At 38.4% G+C, this 21,065-nt stretch carries 21 protein-coding genes; 2 read left to right on the top strand and 19 right to left on the bottom strand.

The features are described from left to right. Window positions 1–4 precede the first annotated feature (4 nt). The 12 genes from ACYP5M_RS12515 to ACYP5M_RS12570 all read right to left on the bottom strand — a co-directional run bounded on the left by ACYP5M_RS12515 (window position 5) and on the right by ACYP5M_RS12570 (window position 13,148). Window positions 5–586, bottom strand: coding sequence for a beta-class carbonic anhydrase (locus ACYP5M_RS12515; RefSeq protein WP_452444416.1), 582 nt, complete (start codon window positions 584–586; stop codon window positions 5–7). A gap of 272 nt (window positions 587–858) precedes the next feature. Beyond that, window positions 859–1,596, bottom strand: a complete 738-nt coding sequence (locus tag ACYP5M_RS12520) for a PepSY domain-containing protein (RefSeq protein ID WP_452444415.1) — start codon at window positions 1,594–1,596, stop codon at window positions 859–861. Between the two features lie 25 nt (window positions 1,597–1,621). Continuing rightward, entirely contained in the window at window positions 1,622–2,965 is a 1,344-nt protein-coding gene (locus ACYP5M_RS12525) for a sensor histidine kinase (RefSeq protein ID WP_260358585.1), read from the bottom strand. Next, a complete protein-coding gene (locus ACYP5M_RS12530) occupies window positions 2,962–3,663 on the bottom strand; it encodes a response regulator transcription factor (protein WP_452444414.1) in 702 nt (233 codons plus the stop codon). Before ACYP5M_RS12530 ends, ACYP5M_RS12525 begins: the two co-directional genes overlap by 4 nt. 483 nt (window positions 3,664–4,146) lie before the next feature. Further along, window positions 4,147–6,126, bottom strand: a complete 1,980-nt coding sequence (gene fhuB / locus ACYP5M_RS12535) for a Fe(3+)-hydroxamate ABC transporter permease FhuB (protein WP_452444413.1) — start codon at window positions 6,124–6,126, stop codon at window positions 4,147–4,149. A 1-nt stretch (window position 6,127) separates the two neighbouring features. After that, a complete protein-coding gene (locus ACYP5M_RS12540; protein ID WP_434167791.1) occupies window positions 6,128–7,117 on the bottom strand; it encodes an ABC transporter substrate-binding protein in 990 nt (329 codons plus the stop codon). A gap of 55 nt (window positions 7,118–7,172) precedes the next feature. Then, window positions 7,173–7,976, bottom strand: coding sequence for an ABC transporter ATP-binding protein (locus ACYP5M_RS12545; protein WP_459735115.1), 804 nt, complete (start codon window positions 7,974–7,976; stop codon window positions 7,173–7,175). Between the two features lie 462 nt (window positions 7,977–8,438). Beyond that, entirely contained in the window at window positions 8,439–9,710 is a 1,272-nt protein-coding gene (locus tag ACYP5M_RS12550; protein WP_101223299.1) for an MFS transporter, read from the bottom strand. Between the two features lie 252 nt (window positions 9,711–9,962). Next, window positions 9,963–10,778: an STAS domain-containing protein gene (locus ACYP5M_RS12555; protein WP_452444412.1), complete on the bottom strand. Its 816-nt coding sequence runs from the start codon at window positions 10,776–10,778 to the stop codon at window positions 9,963–9,965. 161 nt (window positions 10,779–10,939) lie between these two features. Continuing rightward, window positions 10,940–11,614 carry an alanyl-tRNA editing protein gene (locus tag ACYP5M_RS12560; RefSeq protein WP_434167794.1) on the bottom strand — a complete coding sequence of 225 codons (675 nt, stop codon included), beginning with the start codon at window positions 11,612–11,614 and terminating at the stop codon, window positions 10,940–10,942. 12 nt (window positions 11,615–11,626) lie between these two features. Beyond that, window positions 11,627–12,703 (bottom strand): threonine aldolase family protein, encoded by a 1,077-nt coding sequence (locus tag ACYP5M_RS12565; RefSeq protein WP_452444410.1) that lies wholly within the window; start codon window positions 12,701–12,703, stop codon window positions 11,627–11,629. Between the two features lies 1 nt (window position 12,704). Further along, window positions 12,705–13,148 (bottom strand): MarR family winged helix-turn-helix transcriptional regulator, encoded by a 444-nt coding sequence (locus tag ACYP5M_RS12570; RefSeq protein ID WP_459735116.1) that lies wholly within the window; start codon window positions 13,146–13,148, stop codon window positions 12,705–12,707. Window positions 13,149–13,520: 372 nt separating this feature from the next. On the opposite strand from ACYP5M_RS12570, the gene ACYP5M_RS12575 reads away from it, so the two are divergent. Beyond that, entirely contained in the window at window positions 13,521–13,736 is a 216-nt protein-coding gene (locus ACYP5M_RS12575; protein WP_137020796.1) for a hypothetical protein, read from the top strand. Between the two features lie 279 nt (window positions 13,737–14,015). Here the strand turns inward: ACYP5M_RS12575 and ACYP5M_RS12580 are convergent, their stop codons facing one another. The 6 genes from ACYP5M_RS12580 to ACYP5M_RS12605 form a co-directional block, all read right to left on the bottom strand. Beyond that, complete coding sequence (locus ACYP5M_RS12580) at window positions 14,016–14,840, bottom strand: SAM-dependent methyltransferase (RefSeq protein WP_459735117.1); 825 nt, start codon at window positions 14,838–14,840, stop codon at window positions 14,016–14,018. A gap of 106 nt (window positions 14,841–14,946) precedes the next feature. Continuing rightward, the gene (locus ACYP5M_RS12585; protein ID WP_459735118.1) at window positions 14,947–15,654 is read right to left on the bottom strand and encodes a DNA alkylation repair protein; all 708 of its coding nucleotides are present in this window, start codon (window positions 15,652–15,654) and stop codon (window positions 14,947–14,949) included. Window positions 15,655–15,926: 272 nt separating this feature from the next. Then, entirely contained in the window at window positions 15,927–16,340 is a 414-nt protein-coding gene (locus ACYP5M_RS12590) for a YbaN family protein (protein WP_459735119.1), read from the bottom strand. Window positions 16,341–16,687: 347 nt separating this feature from the next. Further along, a complete protein-coding gene (locus ACYP5M_RS12595) occupies window positions 16,688–17,071 on the bottom strand; it encodes a hypothetical protein (RefSeq protein WP_434167798.1) in 384 nt (127 codons plus the stop codon). A 188-nt stretch (window positions 17,072–17,259) separates the two neighbouring features. Further along, entirely contained in the window at window positions 17,260–18,111 is an 852-nt protein-coding gene (locus ACYP5M_RS12600) for an aldo/keto reductase (RefSeq protein WP_101223308.1), read from the bottom strand. Window positions 18,112–18,134: 23 nt separating this feature from the next. After that, window positions 18,135–19,118 carry an aldo/keto reductase gene (locus ACYP5M_RS12605; RefSeq protein ID WP_459735120.1) on the bottom strand — a complete coding sequence of 328 codons (984 nt, stop codon included), beginning with the start codon at window positions 19,116–19,118 and terminating at the stop codon, window positions 18,135–18,137. Between the two features lie 313 nt (window positions 19,119–19,431). Between ACYP5M_RS12605 and ACYP5M_RS12610 the strand changes: the two genes are divergently transcribed. After that, on the top strand, window positions 19,432–20,334 hold the full coding sequence (locus ACYP5M_RS12610) for an AraC family transcriptional regulator (protein WP_260358591.1): 903 nt from the start codon (window positions 19,432–19,434) through the stop codon (window positions 20,332–20,334). Window positions 20,335–20,358: 24 nt separating this feature from the next. On the opposite strand, the gene ACYP5M_RS12615 is transcribed toward ACYP5M_RS12610, so the two are convergent. Further along, window positions 20,359–21,054: a DUF4405 domain-containing protein gene (locus tag ACYP5M_RS12615; protein ID WP_434167801.1), complete on the bottom strand. Its 696-nt coding sequence runs from the start codon at window positions 21,052–21,054 to the stop codon at window positions 20,359–20,361. Between the last annotated feature and the right edge of the window lie 11 nt (window positions 21,055–21,065).

Below are 21,065 nucleotides of genomic sequence, written 5' to 3' on the forward strand. Positions count from 1 at the left end.
TCTTTTATTGAATTTGTATTTCGTCCTTGCTATATCCATCTATGATTCGATCCAATTTACCCGTTTCGGGATGGATGACCATACCGTGAACGGCGATGGAATCCGGTAATAATGGATGATTTTTGATCAAACGGACACTATTCGTTACACTCTCCTCAACGCATTGAAAACCTGTCAGCCACTTTGATAAATCAATACCAGAGTTTGTTAGGATATCAATTTGCTCCTGAGTGACTTTCTTCTCCTTTGCAGCATCAAGAAGTGAAGTGGATTGAAGCCCCACCATACCGCATCCGCGATGTCCGATCACACACACTTCCTCCACTTTTAGCTCATAAACAGCGACAAGGATACTGCGCATAATGCTGCCAAAGGGATGAGAAACAATAGCTCCAGCGTTTTTAATGATTTTCGCATCTCCATTTCTTAACCCCATCGCCTTTGGAAGCAATTCCAACAGACGGGTGTCCATGCATGTTATGATGACGATCTTTTTATCTGGATACTTTGTCGTTTGAAACTCTTTATATTTGTTTTGTTCGACAAACGTCTTGTTGTAATCCAGAATGCTAGAAATGACTGACATTATTTATTCTCCTTTCTCGTGTTGAAATATGATGGATATGTTCTATGTACAATAATCCAGATGCCTTTCATAAACGGTCTTATTTGGCTCTGTTTTATCATTTGGTGCTTTATTCCATGTTAGAGATATTAAATTAGAGTTAAATGATAGAAGGATTAGAAAATGGTGAGAATTATTACAGTTCCTTCTCTTTTTTTTTGCATTTTTCTTACTAAAAAAAGGGTGATGCATAGTTAACTATGCATCACCCTTTTTTATGTTTTATACAATTATTATTCGTGGCCATCTCTATCATCCACTTCATCATCTTCCCATGTGATTGTTTTTACTTCTTTTGTGTAGCCGTCCACTTGGACGACTGCGTCTCGATCGTCCTCTAATTCAACTTCGACCAAATAATAAGGTGTCTGATCTGATGGTTGATAAAATTCTGTATCGTCACCTGTTCCTTTTACATGTTTTTCGGCAATTGCGATTGCTTCGTTTTCTGTAATGATACTATCTGCTACCATTGTCGAGTCAATTATAGCTCCTGTATATGGGTCGAGAATTAATGTGATTTTTTCATTGTTCTTATTTACCACTGCTTTATAATGGGAGTTGTCTGTCTCCTGCACAAAATCAATTTGTTCCAGATCGCCTTGTGAGGAAATACGCGCCTTTATTTCATTTTGGGTTAGTTGCTTTTGGGGTGTTTTTTCTGCCGTTTCTTCTGCTGCATGACCTATGGTTTCTTTTTTTATAGAACGAACTTCACCGCTTTTCGCATCCATACTAATAAGATATACCCCGGTTTCAAGCTGCATTTCAATCTGATATTCTTCACTTTCAGTTTTCGTTGTCTTTATAATGGTTCCAGGATATTTATCCTTTGCTGTCTGGTTCACTTCTTCTTCCGTCAAGCTTTCCGCGGATAACGATGGAGCCCACCATTGAAATCCGAAGAATAATAGCAGACCAAAAACGAGAGTTGATCCAGCTGTTATCAGCACTTTTCCATTCTTCATCATATCACCCATCCAACGTCATTCTGGCTTAATTAAATAAAAGAGTAACGTTCGTTCCCCTGCCTTCAAGACTATCCATTTCAATCCGTACATCAATTGCATCAGCAATTTCCTTTGCCACGGAAAGCCCTAAACCTGATCCGCCTTGCTTTCGGCTTCTTGCTTCATCTACACGATAAAAGCGATCGAACACTTTTGGCAATTCAGCCTGGGGAATTCCATCCCCTCTGTCTTCGATGCGGATATATGCTTCTCTACTAGTTTGTCCTATATAGACTGAGATTTGCTCGTCACTATACTTTCTTGCATTGTCTAAAAAAATAAACAATAGCTGTTTTAACTTTTGCACGTCCGTAAGTGCTTCAATTGCATCGCCACTATAAATCTCCACTGTTCGATTGTACGCATTTTTATATACTTTCGCTAAGTCTGCCATGATATCGGTCAGATTGACGTTTTCCTTCTCTATATTCCATTTTTCCTGATGCTTTGCTAGCAGGAGCATTTGCTCTGTCATCTCTCTCATTCTAATGGCTTCAGAATGAATGGCCTCTATTGATTCATCAAACAACTCAGGGCGCTCCAAGCCTTTTCTTTTCAAAAGGCTTGCATAGCTTTCAATGACAGTTAGCGGTGTTTTTAATTCATGTGAGGCATTTGATACGAATTGCTCCTGTTTTTCGAAGTTAGCTTGCAGCAAATCAATCATGTGATTAAAGGTTTTCCCCATTTCCACAAGTTCATCTTTTGCCTTTTCTTCCAGGCTAAGTCGCTTAAATTGGCCGCTTGTTTGAATCTCCTTCATCGTATCAATCATCGATCGAATCGGACGGGCGATGAAGTTACTAAGAATAGTGCTTGATATCAGAACAGGTATCATGGCAATGATGGTTACAGCGATTAATACGATGCGCAGAACAGCGAGCATTTCCTCGGTTGCTGAAATGCTTTTGGTGATTTGAAGATTAACTACACTTCCATCCCCCCAAATGATCGGGTTTGAAACGAATACATACTTGTTCTGATGATAAGTGATGATCGCACTCTTCTCACCGGGATAAAAGCTGCTATTGCGATTGCTTAATTGTTTTTCAGAATTGGATGTAACAGCTGTGCCTTTTCGTTGACCCTCTTTTACAATACCAATCATGCCATCTATAGGCAGATAGGATCGAAGTAAATCACTTGGAGATATATTATTGACATTTTCACTAACATCAAAGGCAATTTTCTCTGTCTCCGCTTTCGCACGATTAAGTTCGTTCACCATCATCAGATTACTGAAAACAAAATAAATGGAAACATTCATCAATAGGAGCAGGAAAATGAATAGCACCGCTGTATATAAATTTATTTTTTTGCGAAGTCTCATTTTGCATCCTTCAGGACGTAGCCAACGCCTCTTACAGTATGGATAAGCGGCGTATCAAAGCCATATTCGAGCTTTTTGCGAACATATCGGATATACACATCCACCACGTTTGTTTCTCCATAGAAATCATACCCCCAAACCGCTCCGAGAATTTGATCCCGGTTTAGCACTTGACGCTTATTCTTCAGTAAATAAAGAAGTAAATCATACTCCTTTGGCGTTAGGTCAATTTCGCTTTCACCTCTAATGACTTCACGTGTTTTGACATTCACCTTTAAATCAGCAGTATTCAGCCATCCATCGTATTCATCTTCCATTGAAGATGCAGCAGTCCGCATTCTTAAAACCGCACGAATTCGGGCAAGCAATTCCTCAATTTGGAAAGGTTTAGTGATGTAGTCATTCGCACCGCGATCAAGACCGGAAACTTTATCTTCAACCGAGCCCTTTGCAGTTAACAGGATGACAGGGGTGAAATTGTTTTTCGTACGAATTTTCCGAAGCAGCTCAATCCCGCTTATGCCTGGAAGCATCACATCCAATAAGATCAAATCCCACTTTCGTGATCGATACGCTTCAAGGGCTTCCTTTCCGTCCATTGCCTTTCCGACTTGGTAGCCTTCGATTTCAAGCTCCAATTCAAGCAATCTTAAGATTTTTTCTTCGTCCTCTACGATTAGTATTGATTCTTTACTCATTTGGAAGACCTCCTTTTGGGTGGGACTGTCCCCATTTTGTATCATTCATTTTCAAATTAAATGGATTGGATTATCGGTAAGTATACCTGTTCGTTCAATAAGAAAAAGGCTGCCTCAGCAACCTTCTTTAAGGAAACTTTCATCAGGTGTATATATCCGAACAACATAGCCGCCATCATTTTTTGAATCAGACAAGATAAAGGCGTTTCGGAAAAATAATCTCTTTGGCTATTAAACTTCCCCTCGTGTACTTTTTTGTTATTTTTACGAATGTACAAATTATTGCATGTAAAATTCCAAAAATAAAGACGCTATTGACCCAGTTTTCTCCATAAAAAAAAGAGCTGCCAGAGCAACTCTCATGTTAAAAGCCCTATTTACTTTAAGTATTTTCCACCCCTTAATTTACACGTCTTCACCTAAATTTATATAAGGTATACCGAAGTTATTAAAGAAAAATTCAAGAGAAAAAGGAGGCGTATTCTATATTTTTCTCAGTAAATATAAGAGATATGGAGTGCCTATTAGTGCAACGACAAGTCCAGAAGGAATTTCTTTAGGGGCTAAAACAATTCTTCCTATAAGATCAGCCGAAGTTAAAAGGATTCCTCCAAGAAAAAGACTGACTGGAATAGCCTTTCCATGTTCAAATCCAACCATTCTCCTAGCTGCATGAGGTGCTAGTAAACCTATAAACCCGACTGTTCCTACAATAGATACACTGACTGCCCCCATACAAACTCCTAACATAATAGCTAAAAGCCTCGTCATAATAATATTTACTCCCAGTCCCTCAGCAACTTCATCTCCAAAGGAAATCACATCAAATTTTTTAATGAATAAAATGCTCAAAGGAATCGTAATGAGAGCGACAATGCCAGCAAGTTTCAATTCTTCCCAGCCCTTGGCATAGGTGCTTCCCGCTAGCCATGCTAGGGCAGGGGCTACGCCAATATTCGCTTTAACAATTAATATTTGTATAATGGCTGAACCAAATGCAGAAACCGCTACCCCCATTAACGCAAGTAGGATCGGCTGCCATTGAGTTTTCCATGACAGAATTAAAATGATAGTGATTGAAATACTTGAACCAATCATAGCCGCAATAGGAAGAAATTGTATAGAAACAGCAGGAAATAACACTAGGAAAATTAATGCCCCAGCTCCACCACCAGAAGTGATCCCTAAAACTGAAGGATCAGCTAGAGGATTTCTTAATACAGCTTGTATGAATAATCCACTTGTCGCTAATAGCATCCCAACTAGAAAAGCAGTCAATATCCGCGGAATACGGAATTGCATAACAAACGGTGAGTTAAATGACTTATCAAGCCAGTCTTGAAATGTAAAAAAACTTCCTGCTCCATATGAAACTGAAACTAATATAATCATAATGGTCAATCCAAATAATCCAAACAAGATCCAGCGATATGATATCGGGAGAAGTGAACTGCCGAGACGGCTTTCTCCCCTTGTTTGTCTTTTTCCAGTTTTATAGGCTAAATACATTAACCAAGGGGCACCAATTAAAGCCGTCATGGCCCCAACCGGAATTTCTTGTCCGGGTTGAATCCACATTGCTAATACATCTGCAGCTACAAGAAGGTTGGCTCCCCATAAGAAAGAATGAAGTATTAACAACTTGTGCCCTTGTATCCCCATTAACCGAACTAAATGTGGTGCCATTAAACCGATAAAGCCGATGGGACCGACAACACTAACGGTCACAGCAGAAAGTAAAATAGCCGTGAACCAGGCAAATGCCTTTACACGGTTTACCGATTGTCCTAACGAGGTGGCCAAGTCATCCCCAAGGGATAGGAGATCAAGTGACTTTCCTAGAACTAAAGCTATAATAAAGCCAATCAAAATGAAAAATATTGAAAATTTCACACCAGACCAATCTAGTTGTATAAGAGTTCCAGATCCCCATAAAAACAATCCATTTGTTTCATTTTCAAAAAGGAGCTGTACAGCTCCTGTAATAGAAGAAAAAAGTAAGGCAACAATCATTCCTGTAAGAGCGACACGAACTGGCTCCATAACTCTTCCTAATAAAGCTATCAACAGAACAGCAGATAACCCTGCACCGAGAAAGGAAATTACAAAGGGATAATCCCCTATATATTGTGGAAAAAAGACCATAGCGATAACAGTGAGCAAGTAGGCTCCCGAATTAATTCCTAAAGTGCTGGGGGAAGCAAGAGGGTTCTTCGTTAATGTTTGTAAAAGTACACCAGCAACTGCTAATGCTCCCCCGGAAAGTATACCGATAATGACCCTGGGAAGCCTTAGCCCTAGTACTATATTCTGAACGTTTCCTTCATACCAAACCTCTGTCATCAATGTTCGTATCGTATAATCTGCTTGGCCTTGATATAAATGTAAGATACTAAGAACAAACAATAGAAGGAGGCCCCCAATGAAAAGCCAAGGGGAACTCTTTTTTATTGAACTTGCCATTTTATTCTTCCACCAATGCGTTTTCAATTTGATCTACGAGTACTTTTGCAGATAGCGGGCCCCCGAATAACCAAGTATCTTCCCCTAATGAATAAGTACGATCTTCTTTAACGAACGCTATGTTTTTCCAAACGTCATTATCCTTTAATTGGTTTTCAAATATATTATCATTATCTTGAACGACATAAATGAAGTTGGCTTCTTCTAAGGCAGGAAGTGCCTCCACATTGACTGTAGAGAAACCATATACTTCAAAGTTTTCATTTTGATAAGCGTTTTGTAACCCTACCTTCTCCAAAATAACTGATGCCATTGAGTTTGGTGTAAATACCCGAAGAACAGGTACTTGATTCGAGCTATAAGCCTGAGTTAACACAAATTGATTTGTTTTTAATTTTTCTGCTTGGATTTTCTCTTTTGTTTCTTTATATTTTTCATTTAATTCATTTAAAATGGCATCAGCTTGATCTTCCTTTTGAACTGCTTTTGCAATTGTTTTGAAGGTTGTTACCATTTCATCGTATTGGCTAATGGATTCATCTTGTGGATAAGGTTCAAAGAATATAGTAGGGGCAATTGATTCCAACTCTTTTTTAATTCCCTCATGACGAAACTTTGTTGTAATAATTAGATCCGGTTCCAACTGAGCGATAGCCTCAAGATTCGGTTCTTGTCTGGTGCCCACATCTGTTACATCAGTTGATAGCTCTTCATCGATTTGTACCCATTTGTTATACCCTTCTATATCTGTAACACCAACAGGCTGTATATCAAGAGCTAACAAGTCTTCTACGTATGTCCATTCTAAAACAACAATTTTTTTCGGTTTTGCGTGTAGTTCCGTGTTTCCTAATACATGCTTAATCGTTACTGGTTCATTTTCATTGGATGTTTGCCCATCAGGAGTTGTCCCATCCATTTGTGATTGGTTACAAGCTGCCAAGATAGTTGCAAATGTTACTAACAACAGCACCCTGAATAATTTCTTCATAATTCATTCCCCCGATTTTTTCAAGAATAGTAGATACCCAATAATGAATAGCATATTACTTCCCATCACTTACTTTTCTCCCTTTGCCATATGGAATGCATAAAGGGGTCCCAAACAATGGATCGACAGTAATCTCACATTCTATTTGAAAAACCGAACGAACCATATCGGCATTTACAATATCTTCTGGTTTTCCTTGAGCAAAAACGTTTCGGTTATGAATCGCTACAATATGTTGAGCATATCGACAAGCTAGATTTATATCATGAAGAACCATCACGATAGTACGCTGTTCTTTCTCGTTTAATTCAAACAGCAAATCAAGTATTTCGATTTGATGGGTCATGTCTAAATACGTGGTTGGCTCGTCTAAAAGAATGATGTCTGTTTCTTGCGCAAGTGTCATGGCAATCCAGGCTCTTTGTCGTTGTCCCCCGGATAGGGAGTCAACCGAACGATCTGCTAAAGATTTCATTCCTGTAGCTTCCAATGCTTTATTCACTATAACTTCATCTTCTTCCGACCATTGCTTCAGCCAATTATGATAAGGGTATCTCCCTTGCTTTACCAATTGAGTGACAGAAAGTCCTTCCGGAGCAATTGATCCCTGTGGAAGAATAGCCAAATGTTTGGCAATTTCTTTTGTCGGCCATTTTTCAATATCTTTCCCATCGAGAATAACAGAACCTTCCTTAGGGCGTAATAGACGTGCTAAAGAACGAAGCAAGGTTGATTTACCACAACCATTACTACCTATAAAAACCGTGATTTCCCCATTTGGAATTTGTAAATTTAGTTGGTCAATAATTATTGTTTCTCCATAGGCTAACGTTAATGATCTTGCTTCCAATGGATGCATGTTATCACTCCTAGTATGGCTTCCGAACTTAATATAATAAATAAAAAAGGAACTCGAATGGTCCTTTTAACAACCTGTCATTACCCATTTTTTCAAGATGTTATATGTTATGAAGGAGAGTCCTTCATTGCATGGTGACTTGTCCTAATATATGAAAATAAGCACGGCAGCATAGCAACTAGAATCGCTTTCAAGCCTTTTATATGAATTGAAAAACGGGTTTATATGCAATACGGATATACAGTGAAGGTGAATTCCAAAATTGAACGATTGAAGTCGATACTGAAGAAAATAAGGGGGCAAGTATTACGCGGTGGTTGAGGTACCACAAATGTTGCTATATGAGGGGGCATTATGCCACGTTTGTTGCATAAGAAAAGGAGCTGCAGATCAGCTCCTGGCAATGAAGTATAGCACTTGTTAGATCAACAAAAAAACAGATTTCGTAGAGAAATCAGTTTTTTATTTTTTACTTCCCCGAGACCAGATTACCACTGGAATCAATAATAAAGATAATGAACCTCCAATAAATGATAATGTTGTATAACTTGAACCGGCCACAATCATTCCTGATAAGGCACCGCCAGAAGCTCCTGATAAGGCTATTAAAACATCCACTGTACCTTGAGTTTTAGCCCGGTTTGAAGTGTCAGTTGAATCAACAATAAGAGCAGTCCCGCTTATTAAACCAAAATTCCATCCTAATCCAAGTAAACAAAGGGCAATAACTAGGAGAATCATAGAATCGCCTGGTGCAATCGCTGATATTAAACCTGCCAGAAGCAGCGTAGCTCCAGAGGCAATAGCCATGGCAGTACGGCCAAACTTATCAACAAGGACACCTGTAACCAGTGAAGGAAGATACATTGCAGCTACATGAAAACCAATAACGAGACCTATTTCACCCAAGTTATGTCCATGATGTCTCATATGAACTGGTGTCATTGTCATAATAGCCACCATTACAATTTGAGTAAGAACCATAATTGTCGCACCAACCATAATACCTCTTTTGTTTTCTATTCGTTCAGTATCAATCGAATACTCAATTCGATTACTTTCCTGGTTGGACGCTTCCATTGTTCTTGCTACAACTAATGGGTCTGGGCGAAGCATAATGAAAAGTACAAGACCTGCTAAGATAAATGCTGCTGCTGATAAAATGAAAGGACCAGCTAGTGATGGAACGCCAATGGAAAGAGCAAAATCCCCCATTACATTCACTAAATTCGGACCTGCAACTGCACCAAATGTTGTAAACACCATAGTAATACTAATAGCAGTAGCGCGTTGTTTATTGTTTGCCAAGTCCGTACCAGCGTAACGAGCTTGTAAATTTGTCGCTGTTCCTGCACCATAAATAAGAAGGGAAGCAAATAAAAGGAAAACGCTATTTATTATAGCTGCGATTATGACCCCTAGCGCTCCAAGTCCCCCTATCATGAAACCAGCTGTTAGACCTGTACGACGACCGTAACGTTGAGAAAGTCTACCTACGATTAAAGCAGCCCCTGCAGACCCTAAAGTAAATAAACCAGAAGGAAGTCCAGCAAATGCATCTGTGCCAAGCATTTGTTGTGCAAGAAGTGCCCCCACCGTAATTCCAGCCGCTAACCCAGCACCGCCAAAAATTTGTGAAATACTTACAATAATTAATGTACGTTTGTATAACATCTTTTGTTTTTCTTGAGAATCTACATAACTCTGGTTCTTTTGAAAAGTTTTACTGGACATTTGTTAAGACCTCATTTATAATTCTGTAATTTCTTCCAATCATGTACACCTTCCTCTAAACGAAATGCATTAACACCTTTGGATCTTAGAAGTTCAACAGCCTCCACTGACATTAAACAGTAACAACACGACAATAAGAAATCGCTTGTTGAACTGACCTGCCCCGTTAGACTAAGAAGAAACTCAACATAATTGTTTTAACCGATCCATTGTATAAAAAAATCCAGCAGATATATTGCTGGTATAATAGTTTTATTTAATGCTTTCTAATGCTTGCTTAACGTTTGCGAAAGAAGTAATTTCCGACATATTAATTCCGCTTTTTACAACGGTTTTGGCTAATTCAGGGCGTAGCCCTGTTGTAAGGGTTTGTATTCCTAGCAAATCAAGCATTCGTCCTATTTGATGAAGATGACGTGCAATATCTGTATCTATTTTCAATATGCCTGAGAAGTCAACAATCACATAGTTTAACCGTAGTTCAGAAATTTTTGGTACGACTTTTTCCATAATGTAATTCGCCCTATATGAATCTATAATACCAATCAATGGGAGTACCGCAATACCATCTTTAATCATTACAATGGGTGCTGAAAGCTCATCCAGTTCTCTTTGCGTTTTCTCCTTATATTCGTCGGAAAGGCGTTCGAAAGCAAAAATGGTTTCATTAAGGCTTATGTCCAACATATTGTTTATCCTCTTAATAATGAAGGAATGATCTTTTAATGAAAGCTGAAACTCTAAGCTGATTTTCGTAATAATGTCGGTAAAAATGTCCCTCGTTGGCGGATAACGAACAATTATCTCTGAAATCGCCCCTTCGGGAGATACCTGTCCAGCTGCGTTCTTATTACTCCATTCAATGAGTGTCTGTGGCACTCCCTCATCCATGACCAAAAGTGATTCACCTAAAAAATTTATAAATTCCATATACATTTTTATTGCTTGCTCTTTTTCCCACAGTGGAATATCTAATTCCATACTATGCAGAACACCTTCAACAATTTCTTCAGCTAGAGATTCTGCATTATCGGTTAGGTGGTTTGAAACATTCAAAACCCAGGTCATATTAGTCCAACACCTTCTTTAAGCGAATAAACTCTTGTAGTAATAATAATCATTTACATCATTGATAGTCAATTGAATTAAAAAACACGGACGATGTTTCCGACTTAGCTTAATACCAAATTACAAGGACGTATCTCTGCCATTTATATTCCTCATTAAATTTAATCCAATAGTTGAATTTTGATCCTTTTTTTCGTCGGACCTTTTTGTTGAATTTTCATTATGGAAAAGTCTTTAATTTCATTAGTGTTGTTGACGTGGGTTCCGCCACATGCTTGCTCATCAATATCATTTATTTGAACGATTCGAATTTCGTTAATAGAAGCTGGAAGTAAATTAATGACCGTTTTAATAACCCCTTCTTTTTGCTCTGCTTCAGCTCTGCTAATTGTATTCGTGTCAACATTATGGGGTTGGGCCAGTACCTTCTTTATCGTTTGTTCTAATTGATCGAATGGTATTTCTTGTATTATTTCAAGAGAAAAAGACAGCTCTAATCTCGCATGTTCTTTTTCAATTTGACTGCTTGTAGCTAAAGCATTGTAATATTCATATAAATAACCTGAAATGACATGCAATAATGTGTGATACTGCATATTCTGATACCGCCAAGACCAGTCAATCTGCATTTCTACTGTTTGATCAATGTCCTGTAATGGACGTTCTAGTTCATGAATAATTTCACCATCTACTTTTTTTACTGCTAATACATTATAGCTTTCATCACCTTGTTTAATGATCCCCCGGTCACAAGGCTGCCCACCGCCGCCAGGATAAAAATGGTTTGATTGAACACAACAAATCGGTCTTGTATGGAAACAATATTTGCCGAACATTCTTTTAGATAACTATTCTCTACATATAACTCTATCGTGGCCATTTTTTTCTCCTTTAATTGCGTTAATATCCTCTACGAGCATATCAACATGTTCTTTTTTCGTAGCCCAACTGGTACAAAATCTCACAGCACTGTGTGTAGCATCGACTTTTTCCCAGAAGGAGAATGAATACTTTTTGCCTAATTCCAAAATTACATCTTCGGGCAAGATGGGAAACTGCTGATTTGATGTGGAGTCATATCGTAATGAAAATCCATTTTTAACAAATGCTTCTCGAATCATCATTGACATTTCCACGGCATGATTAGAAACTTCATAATATAAGCCATCTTCAAATAGGGTTTCAAACTGGATCCCCAAAAGTCTCCCTTTAGCCAGCATCCCTCCCTTTTGCTTGATGAAATAGCGGAAATCCTTTTTCAGGGCATCATTCATGATGACTGCCGCTTCACCAAACATTGCACCAACTTTCGTTCCCCCTATATAGAACACATCACATAGCCTGGCAACATCCGCCAAGGTTAAATCGCTGTCTTTCGAAGCCAAGCCATACCCTAATCTAGCTCCATCCAATACCAATGGCAAACCACATTCCCGGCAAACTTCACTCAATGCTTCCAATTCGGCTTTACTATAAGTCGTTCCATTTTCTGTAGGGTTAGAAATGTAAACCAAGCCTGGCTGTACCATATGCTCATGAGTAACATCATTCCAGTGAGCATCATATAATTCTTTCACCTGTCCAGCTTGAATTTTTCCATCATCACTCGGCAAAGTAAGCACTTTATGACCAGTGGCTTCAATCGCCCCTGTTTCATGTACCGCGATATGACCGGTAATTGCAGAAACGGCACCTTGATGCGGCCGCAAAATTGAAGCGATAATAGTTGTATTCGTTTGTGTTCCTCCTACTAAAAAGTGTATATCTGCATTTGCAGCATCACACTCTTTTCGAATGTAGGCTCTCGCTTTTTCACAGTGTTCATCCACTCCATATCCGGGTGTTTGTTCTTCATTGGTTTCTATTAACCGTTTCAGAATTCGCTTATGAGCACCTTCTGTATAATCATTTTCAAAACGTATCATCCTATAATCTCCCCAAACTATCCAATTTCTTCTGAATGAACATCATAGAAGCGTGGATTTCTTTTATTTCGTTTTCTGATAATCCTTGGAATAACCTCACTAATTGTTCATCAGATCTTTCATTAAGCTGGTCAAAAAGAGTCAACCCTTCAGGAGTCAACCGAATTAGACTAGTTCTGTTGTCCAAGGCCGAGTTTTCCTTCATAACCAGTCCATCTTTGCTTAACTTATTAATTATTCTGCTCATATAGCTGCGATCAATTTCCAGTTTATCAACTAAATTGTTCGCTATACACTGCTCCATCAAACCGATTTCTAAAATTACCCGTGCCTCAGTAAAAGAATATCCGGTATCCAAAATATGCTTATCCAACACACCAAGTAGATTCGTATAAAATCTATTGAATTGACGAATATCTGCAATGGTATTTTTATTTATATTCATTTTAGACTTCCTTTTTAGTGGACTTTATCCACTAATACTTTATTGTGATTAGTGGACTTTGTCAACATTTTTTATAAATCTTTGAAGGATTAATAGATACCCCTAGTTTAACCAATTTCAAAAAATTCACTTTTCCTGATTTAGTTTATATTCTTTAGGCTGATTGTTTCTTCTCGAGGAAGTTACAATACTTTAATTAGAAACACTTGTGCAATTTCCAACTTAAACTCCCCACCCTCCATTGTTGAAGAAGGACATCCTTTGACCCATAACTTTTATCTATAAAATTAGAGATTATCGAACACGGGATGAGTTAAGGTGCATAAAATAGAATTGTGATATTTAACTATATTTTTGAAAGGATGTAATATTGTGTATCCTCCTTACACTAACCCACACCAACTTAAACAAGAGACATTGTCACAGGTCGGCCCTTGGGTACAGTATGGTTTAAACGAAGCTCAAAAAACATCTGTCCCTCATGCAATGATGGAAATTGCAGCTATTGCCTATCTGATGGGTAAAGGATATGATCCAAGGTTGGCGCATCAAATAGTCGAATCATGGGAAGTTAATGAAATGTTTTAACTGCTGTAGCTTTGAAATAAATCTAAATGTCCTCTTTAACGAGCGTAAATAAAAAAATCCATTTTGAGAAAGATGATCAAAATGGATTTTCTTGTGATTCAGTATTCAGTTTGATTATTTGAAGATATGCTTTTTGGTACTTTAACAAACGAGGTCAAAATCCAGAGCTGCCGAATTGTTTTCTTTTTTGCTTAAGGAGAAAAAACATCAAATTTGATTAATTCAACTAAAAGGTACTATAGCTTTAATGAGCTGTGACGGTCGCAAATGAGGAACTCATTACTTTGCACAAACAATGAAACCATTTAATGAATTCTCCTTTTCATTCGAATTGTTCATCAGTTCATAATAACCAGTTATCAACGTTTGCATCATGTAAGGAACTTTAATAAATTCTGCACGGATACTATTTGCATAACTTTTTTCCCATTGACCGTCTTGTAAAAATGTTGCATCTACGGTAAGTTGTTTTATCACTTCAAAATTTGCCTGCTGGAGTAGCTGGTGAATTTGAGTTTTATGAAACAAGTTTTGGATATTTCCTTCATTCTTTACGAAGTTTGAGTACAATGCCAAAATGGAAACTGCACAAAAATGGGGACGTTGAGAAATGCAGGTAAAATCGAGGTCCCATTCTGCAAAACATATATGTTCTGCCGATTTACGAATTTTTTTAAAGTATTTCAATAAATCTTCGGGTTGCTTGAAATACCATGAACAATGGGATAATACCGCCACATCAAATGGTATAGGTGATTCAAAAAAATTAAAATCCATTTCAAAATGGAAGTCAATACGCTCTCCTAATGAAGATTCCTTAATACGTTCTGCTGCTTGACCTAATGTTAACGGTGCTCCGTAATCGGGACTAGCAATATCTATTGCGACAACAGATCCGCTTTCCCCTACTGCGTCTGCTATAGCAACGGTTGTATCCCCTTGACCACAACCTATTTCTAATACACGCATTCCTTTTTGAATCCCAAATGCCGATACTAATTCCAAACGGTGCTGCAACTGAACTTGTTGTATCAAATCATCTTCAAATAATTGATATTCCGATAAAAAAGATCTTGTTTTTTCGTTCAGTTGAAATGACTTCAAGTATAATTCACCCCACATTTATTGTGTATTGGTTCTTCAACAAAGAAAAAGGCTGCCTAAGCAACCTCCTTTATTGAAATTACACTTCAATTTTGCAAAACCAATTTTAACATCTTACATGCTTGCGCTTAAAACCAAGCTTTCCTTTACCGACTTCCTTTTGAATACTTTCGTAAGCATTTAGAAAGCTGCTTTTTTTCTTGTGCCGTTTGACTTCTACGATTCCTATTGCCTTTGCGGTCTCGACTGCCTTTTCATGGAGCGGCAAATATGAAATCCCCACGGTGTATAGAAAATTATTCATAGCGGATTTCGTTCGTTCTGGCGAATCGTGAATCGTATTTTTCACAAGGTCAAGCATATCGGAAATTTTGCTTTCTGAAAATTCAACGTCTTTTCGATTTCCTAAAAGCCAACAATAGCAACTCCAGCCCGCTGACATTCTCAGCTCTTCACCGCTTGCAATCCATTTATCGGAAACTTCTTGTGCAATATCTGACTCTGATAAAGTTACAGCCACTACATAATCGGACAGCATATAAAAATACGCAGCATCCATCCAGCGATCATAATCAGACTCAGTCATGGCTTTTGGGTCTGCAATTATGCCTGCAAAGTACATTGCATCATAGTTACCTGTCGAATAAAGCTCTTCAGCTAAACGCTGATTTATTTTTATTTTCATTACAATTGGTTTCATGGCGCCTGTAGCCACGCCAAAAAGCGGCTCATGCGCACCATTGGATATGTACATTTTTTTAGTTCGTTCCTTGCCAAGGGCTTCAAGCTCCTGCATGACCATTTCTAAATTCATCGTTTAGCACTTCCTTTTTTATGGAGTCTCCCCCTAATTTTTTGCCCATCAATATATATCACCATTATCCTATAACAGACTGCCATTTGTCAGCACCGTCTAAGCACATGAGTGTTACGCAGGAATGCATGTTGGCACTTTGTTAACTTATGGCAAGAAACAATGCCTTCTGTTAGATTTGCTTGGGATCAGGGGATTTCCCCTTTGTTTTTATTTAGCTATACTGCCCCTTTAGCTCCATAAAAAAAGAGCTGCCGAAGCAACTCCGTTAATTAAGGTTCAAAAGCTTTTTTTTCCGTACTTTTTCGGTCAATTGTCTTAATTTTTTTAATGAAATAATAATGTTTGTAGAGGGCTAGCACGACCAATAAGATTTTCACTAATAGGATGTCCACATAAAATACAGAAATTACGATGAAGAAATCGGCAATTATATTGATTCTGATTTTCTCTCTTCGAGTCATACCTTTTTTTTGCAGGAATGCTTCAACGTATTTTTCATATAATGAGGTGCTCTTGAACCAGTTTTCAATCGACTTGGAACTTTTAGCAAAGCAAAAAGCAGCAAATAAGTAAAATGGACCGCCCGGCAGAACTGGTAACACAGTCCCTGCAATACCAATCAAAAGAGATATGGATCCAAGAAGAAAAAATAGGATACTTTTTACTTTTTTAATTGTAATCACCTTTTTATTTATATTCTATTCCGTTATTACATAAAGAGGAAGTCTAATTGATTAGTATCTTCCCTTTACCTTCTTGAACTAACCTGACCCCGTTAGTTTCATATGAAACAGGATGCCGCAGCAACCTTTCTTAGTGAAGTGAAGCACCTGTTAGTTGAACAATTACCATCCTATTTTTTACCATAATTCTATCGAACTGCGATACAATAACTTTTTCTTTATTATTTTTTAGATGGAGTATCATTTTCACATAACTAAACCTATATAGATGACAGATCTGATTTACTGCTCTTGCATCTATTACTTCTATATAACGTTTGATGGAGTGTCAAAAAATCCCCTGCCAATCACATAGGAATGTACCCTTTTGTTAGATATACAAATATCATAACAGGAATAAAACTAAAGACCATAAATAAATTGCTAAAGGCTATTAATCTATTGTTTGAAAATGAACCTAATATTACTCCAATTGGGTTAAGAACAAATGTTAGCATCCCGTAAGATACTTCAATTTTAAAGACCAAATAAGGAATCCAAGAAACAATTCCACAGAGTAAAAGCGTAACAGATAGCCAAAGATATATCTTTGTTTTTGGATTGTCTTGACTCATATTCCAACGCCTTTCAAAAATCAATACCCCAATCTTAACATAGTTTCCAAATAAAGTTACCGGATTTCCCTGCCCCTTTACCTCAATTAGAAAAAGCTGTCTTAAAGACAGCTCCAACCTTCAGCTAACGCACCCGATAGATCAACAACAATTACTCATTTCTTTGGTAAACTTCATCAGTAATCCTTTTTGTGCATAAATCCTTTTCCGCTTTTTAAAATCCCTATCAAATGTTTATAACGAAGAAATGCCGAAATTCCTAAAAGGAAATCGACTATTTCTTCGCTTCATTTTGGAAGAGAGCGTTAAATATCAAGTTTACGGGTACTGATCCATTTCACAATTTCAGGATCACTATGAGAAAAGAACAAGCTCTCTTTCGTATCTAACGCAGCAATCTTCTCCATATCTTCTTGGTCCAATTCGAAGTCAAAGATTTTGAAGTTTTCGATGATTCTTTCCTTACGAACAGACTTTGGAATCGCAACGACTCCTCTTTGTGTCAACCATCGTAAAATCACCTGTGCCACAGATTTATTATACTTTTCGGCGATGGACACTAATATTTCGTTCTGGAACATATCATTTTTTCCTTCAGCAAATGGACCCCACGACTCTATTTGAACATTGTTCTCTTTCATAAGTTTCGCACTTTCTATTTGTTGATTAAAAACATGAGTTTCAACCTGGTTTACTGCAGGAATTACGTCATTGTGGATAATCAAATCCACTAGACGGTCCATCTGAAAGTTACTAACCCCAATTGCCCTAATTTTTCCCTCACGGTTCAATTCCTCCATTGCACGCCAAGAACCAAATACGTCCCCAAATGGCTGATGGATCAGATACAAATCCAAATAATCCAATTGTAGTCTTTTCAGCGATTTTGTGAATGCGTTCTTTGTGCTCTCATAACCAGCATCCTGAACCCAGAGTTTTGTAGTAATAAACAATTCCTCTCGTGGCACACCACTCCGCTTGATTGCTCTGCCTACTGCTTCTTCATTTAGATAAGAGGCAGCGGTATCGATAAGACGATAGCCTGCCATAATAGCGTCATAAACGCTTTGTTCGCATTCATTTTCATCTTGAATTTGAAAAACCCCAAAACCTAGTATCGGCATTTCAACACCATTGTTCAAGATTACTTTTTGCATATGAAATCCTCCTATTTTATCTGTTATTTACCTACTCTATTTGCGTATTCTGCCGGATAGCGATCTCCTGAAATCTCGATTTTCGAGAGCGCATTGTTCAAATCTTTTAATTCCTCATGGGTCAGTTCAATATCTGCTGCACCAAGATTTTCTTCGAGGCGCTCCAATTTCCGTGTACCGGGAATCGGAACAATCCATTGCTTCTGAGCAAGTACCCATGATAGAGCGATTTGAGCAGGCGTTGCATCTTTTCCTGCAGCAATCTTCTTTATCAGTTCGACCAATACCTGATTTGCTTCGATATTCTCAGGTTTGAAGCGAGGAACAATACTGCGGAAATCGGAACTGCCGAACGTTGCGTCCTTATTAATTTTCCCAGTAAGGAATCCCTTACCCAACGGACTGAAAGGAACAAATCCAATTCCAAGCTCTTCAAGGGCAGGCAGCAGTTCTTCTTCAGGACTTCTCCACATCATTGAGTATTCACTTTGAATGGCAGTGAGTGGATAAACCGAGTGTGCACGACGAATCGTTTCCACCCCTGCTTCAGAAAGTCCCCAATGCTTAATCTTGCCTTCCTTGATCAGGTCTTGTATTACTCCGGCAACCTCCTCAATAGGAACACTTGGGTCCACCCGATGCTGATAGTACAGATCAATGGTGTCAACCTTAAGCCGTTTAAGCGAGCCTTCGATTGATTGCCTAATACGCTCCGGCTTACTGTCAAGCACCTGCTTGCCATTTACCATTTGGATACCAAATTTAGTCGCAATAACCGCTTTTCCCTTGAAAGGAGCAAGCGCTTCTCCTAACAACTCCTCATTTACAAATGGACCATATACTTCGGCAGTATCGAAAAAAGTAACACCTCGGTCAATTGCCTCATGAATCAGCGAAATCATCAACTTCTTGTCCGAAGCAGGACCGTAACCATGGCTCATGCCCATGCATCCAAGTCCGATAGAAGAAACTTCTAAGTCACTTTTTCCTAATTTGCGTTTTTGCATAACTTATATTCCCTCCTCTTTTTTGATTGTCACTTTGCTGTTATATTTTATCCGCAACCGATGTGGTGTTAAGCACATTGGCGGCAGTAAGAAAATCTGATTGTATAATTGAGATGTTCGAACTAAAAAATGATAAGAGTTAGCCATGGTGCGTTTCAACACATTCAATTACTCCCTTATTATGCAATATATAAATAAGAAACCCTTATACCATTCCTGCCAAATCATTGCCTAATCCTCTCACACCACTTAAATTCCAGAGCGATATGTATTAGAATGGAACTAGAAAGAATAAGGAATCAAGGAGGTTTTTATGTCTGAACAAATCTATAAACAGCGGGCAGAGCTCACCCAACTCATTGAGAGTCACACAGGCGAGGACGGGTCTCATCCGACTGCTATTCCTTCTTTATTTTACTCTCGATTCTCTACAGTTACCGGTCCGAATTACGGAGTTTCCAAGCCTTCCTTATGTATAATCGTTCAAGGTATGAAGGAGGTACTGCTTGCACAGGATCGCTATGTATACGGTCCAGCCGATTACCTTATTGCCTCTGTTAACTTGCCAATTACCGGAATAGTCACAGAAGCCTCTTCCGAAAATCCATATTTGGCACTCAAACTCGAATTTACACCAAGCCAGATCTTAGAGGTATTACAGGATTCTCAACTTGCTGTTAACCAGAAAGAACATGCTAAAAGAGGCATGTATGTATGCCAAATAGAGATATCTCTGTTGGACGCGGTAACCAGATTAGCTCGTTTGCTGGACAATCCTAATGATATACCGGTACTCGCACCTCTTATCACGAAGGAAATCATCTATAGGGTTTTACAAGGGCAGCATGGAGTTACTCTTGGCCAAATTGCGATAGAAGGAAGTTCCACCTATCAAATCGGCGACGTTGTCGACCATATAATGAATAATTATGACCAGTCTTTTCGGATTGAAGACCTTGCGGAAATTGCAAATATGAGCGTTTCATCGCTTCATAGGCACTTTAAAGAGGTAACAGCAATGAGTCCCATTCAGTTCCAAAAACAACTGAGGCTACAGGAAGCCCGGCGCCTATTATTATCCGAGTCAACAGATGCCACTGAAGCAGCATTCCGCGTAGGCTACGAGAGCCCATCCCAATTCAGCCGTGAATATTCCCGCTTGTTTGGTTTACCCCCAAAAGAAGATATTAACCGCCTGAAGGCAACATATGAATAAAAAAGTGCATTAATCTATTATGGATTAATGCACTTTTTTATTCTGGAAATTTGTTTTATCCTGCTTCTGAACAAATTTCAGAACATAATGAGTCCCACTGATATATATTCCCATGATAGCTAGATGATCTAGTAAAAACCCCATGGAGGAATCATTAAATTTCCAACCAAACGGATTATATATGGTTAATTTGTAAATCATCTCCCTCTCGAAAGAAGCCTGAACCCCGTAAACAACAATCAACACCGCTATGACACGAAATGCTATGGTGCGGATACGGCTGGTGCCAGTAATGCCCGTCATCTTTCGAACTGAATTGATAATGGTTGCCCAGGACATTCCTATATGCACAGCCATGAAGATAAATCCCCAATATGAAGTCATAACATGTATCTGCAATGGAACCGTGTCATTGTTAATCGGAATAAAAGGTATTATGTCACGAGATATGGGCACAGAACTTATCATCACTGCAGCCATGGATACAAGAAAAAGCAGATTGACCGCTATACTCAGAATACGTCGTACATTGTGTTTTCCCTTAAAGATCGTCTTATACCATCGTCGATTTAAAATATTGTGGGTAATAAACAATAAACACAATAATACTCCTGCCAGTTCATGCATTGCATTTCCTGTAATCTGGTAAGCCATTGCAACTAACATCAGAACTGTCATAGAAAGGTCAATGACCAGCCTGATTAACATATTTCGATTCAAGAAGTTCTCCT

This window comes from Peribacillus sp. N1, assembly GCF_054600815.1.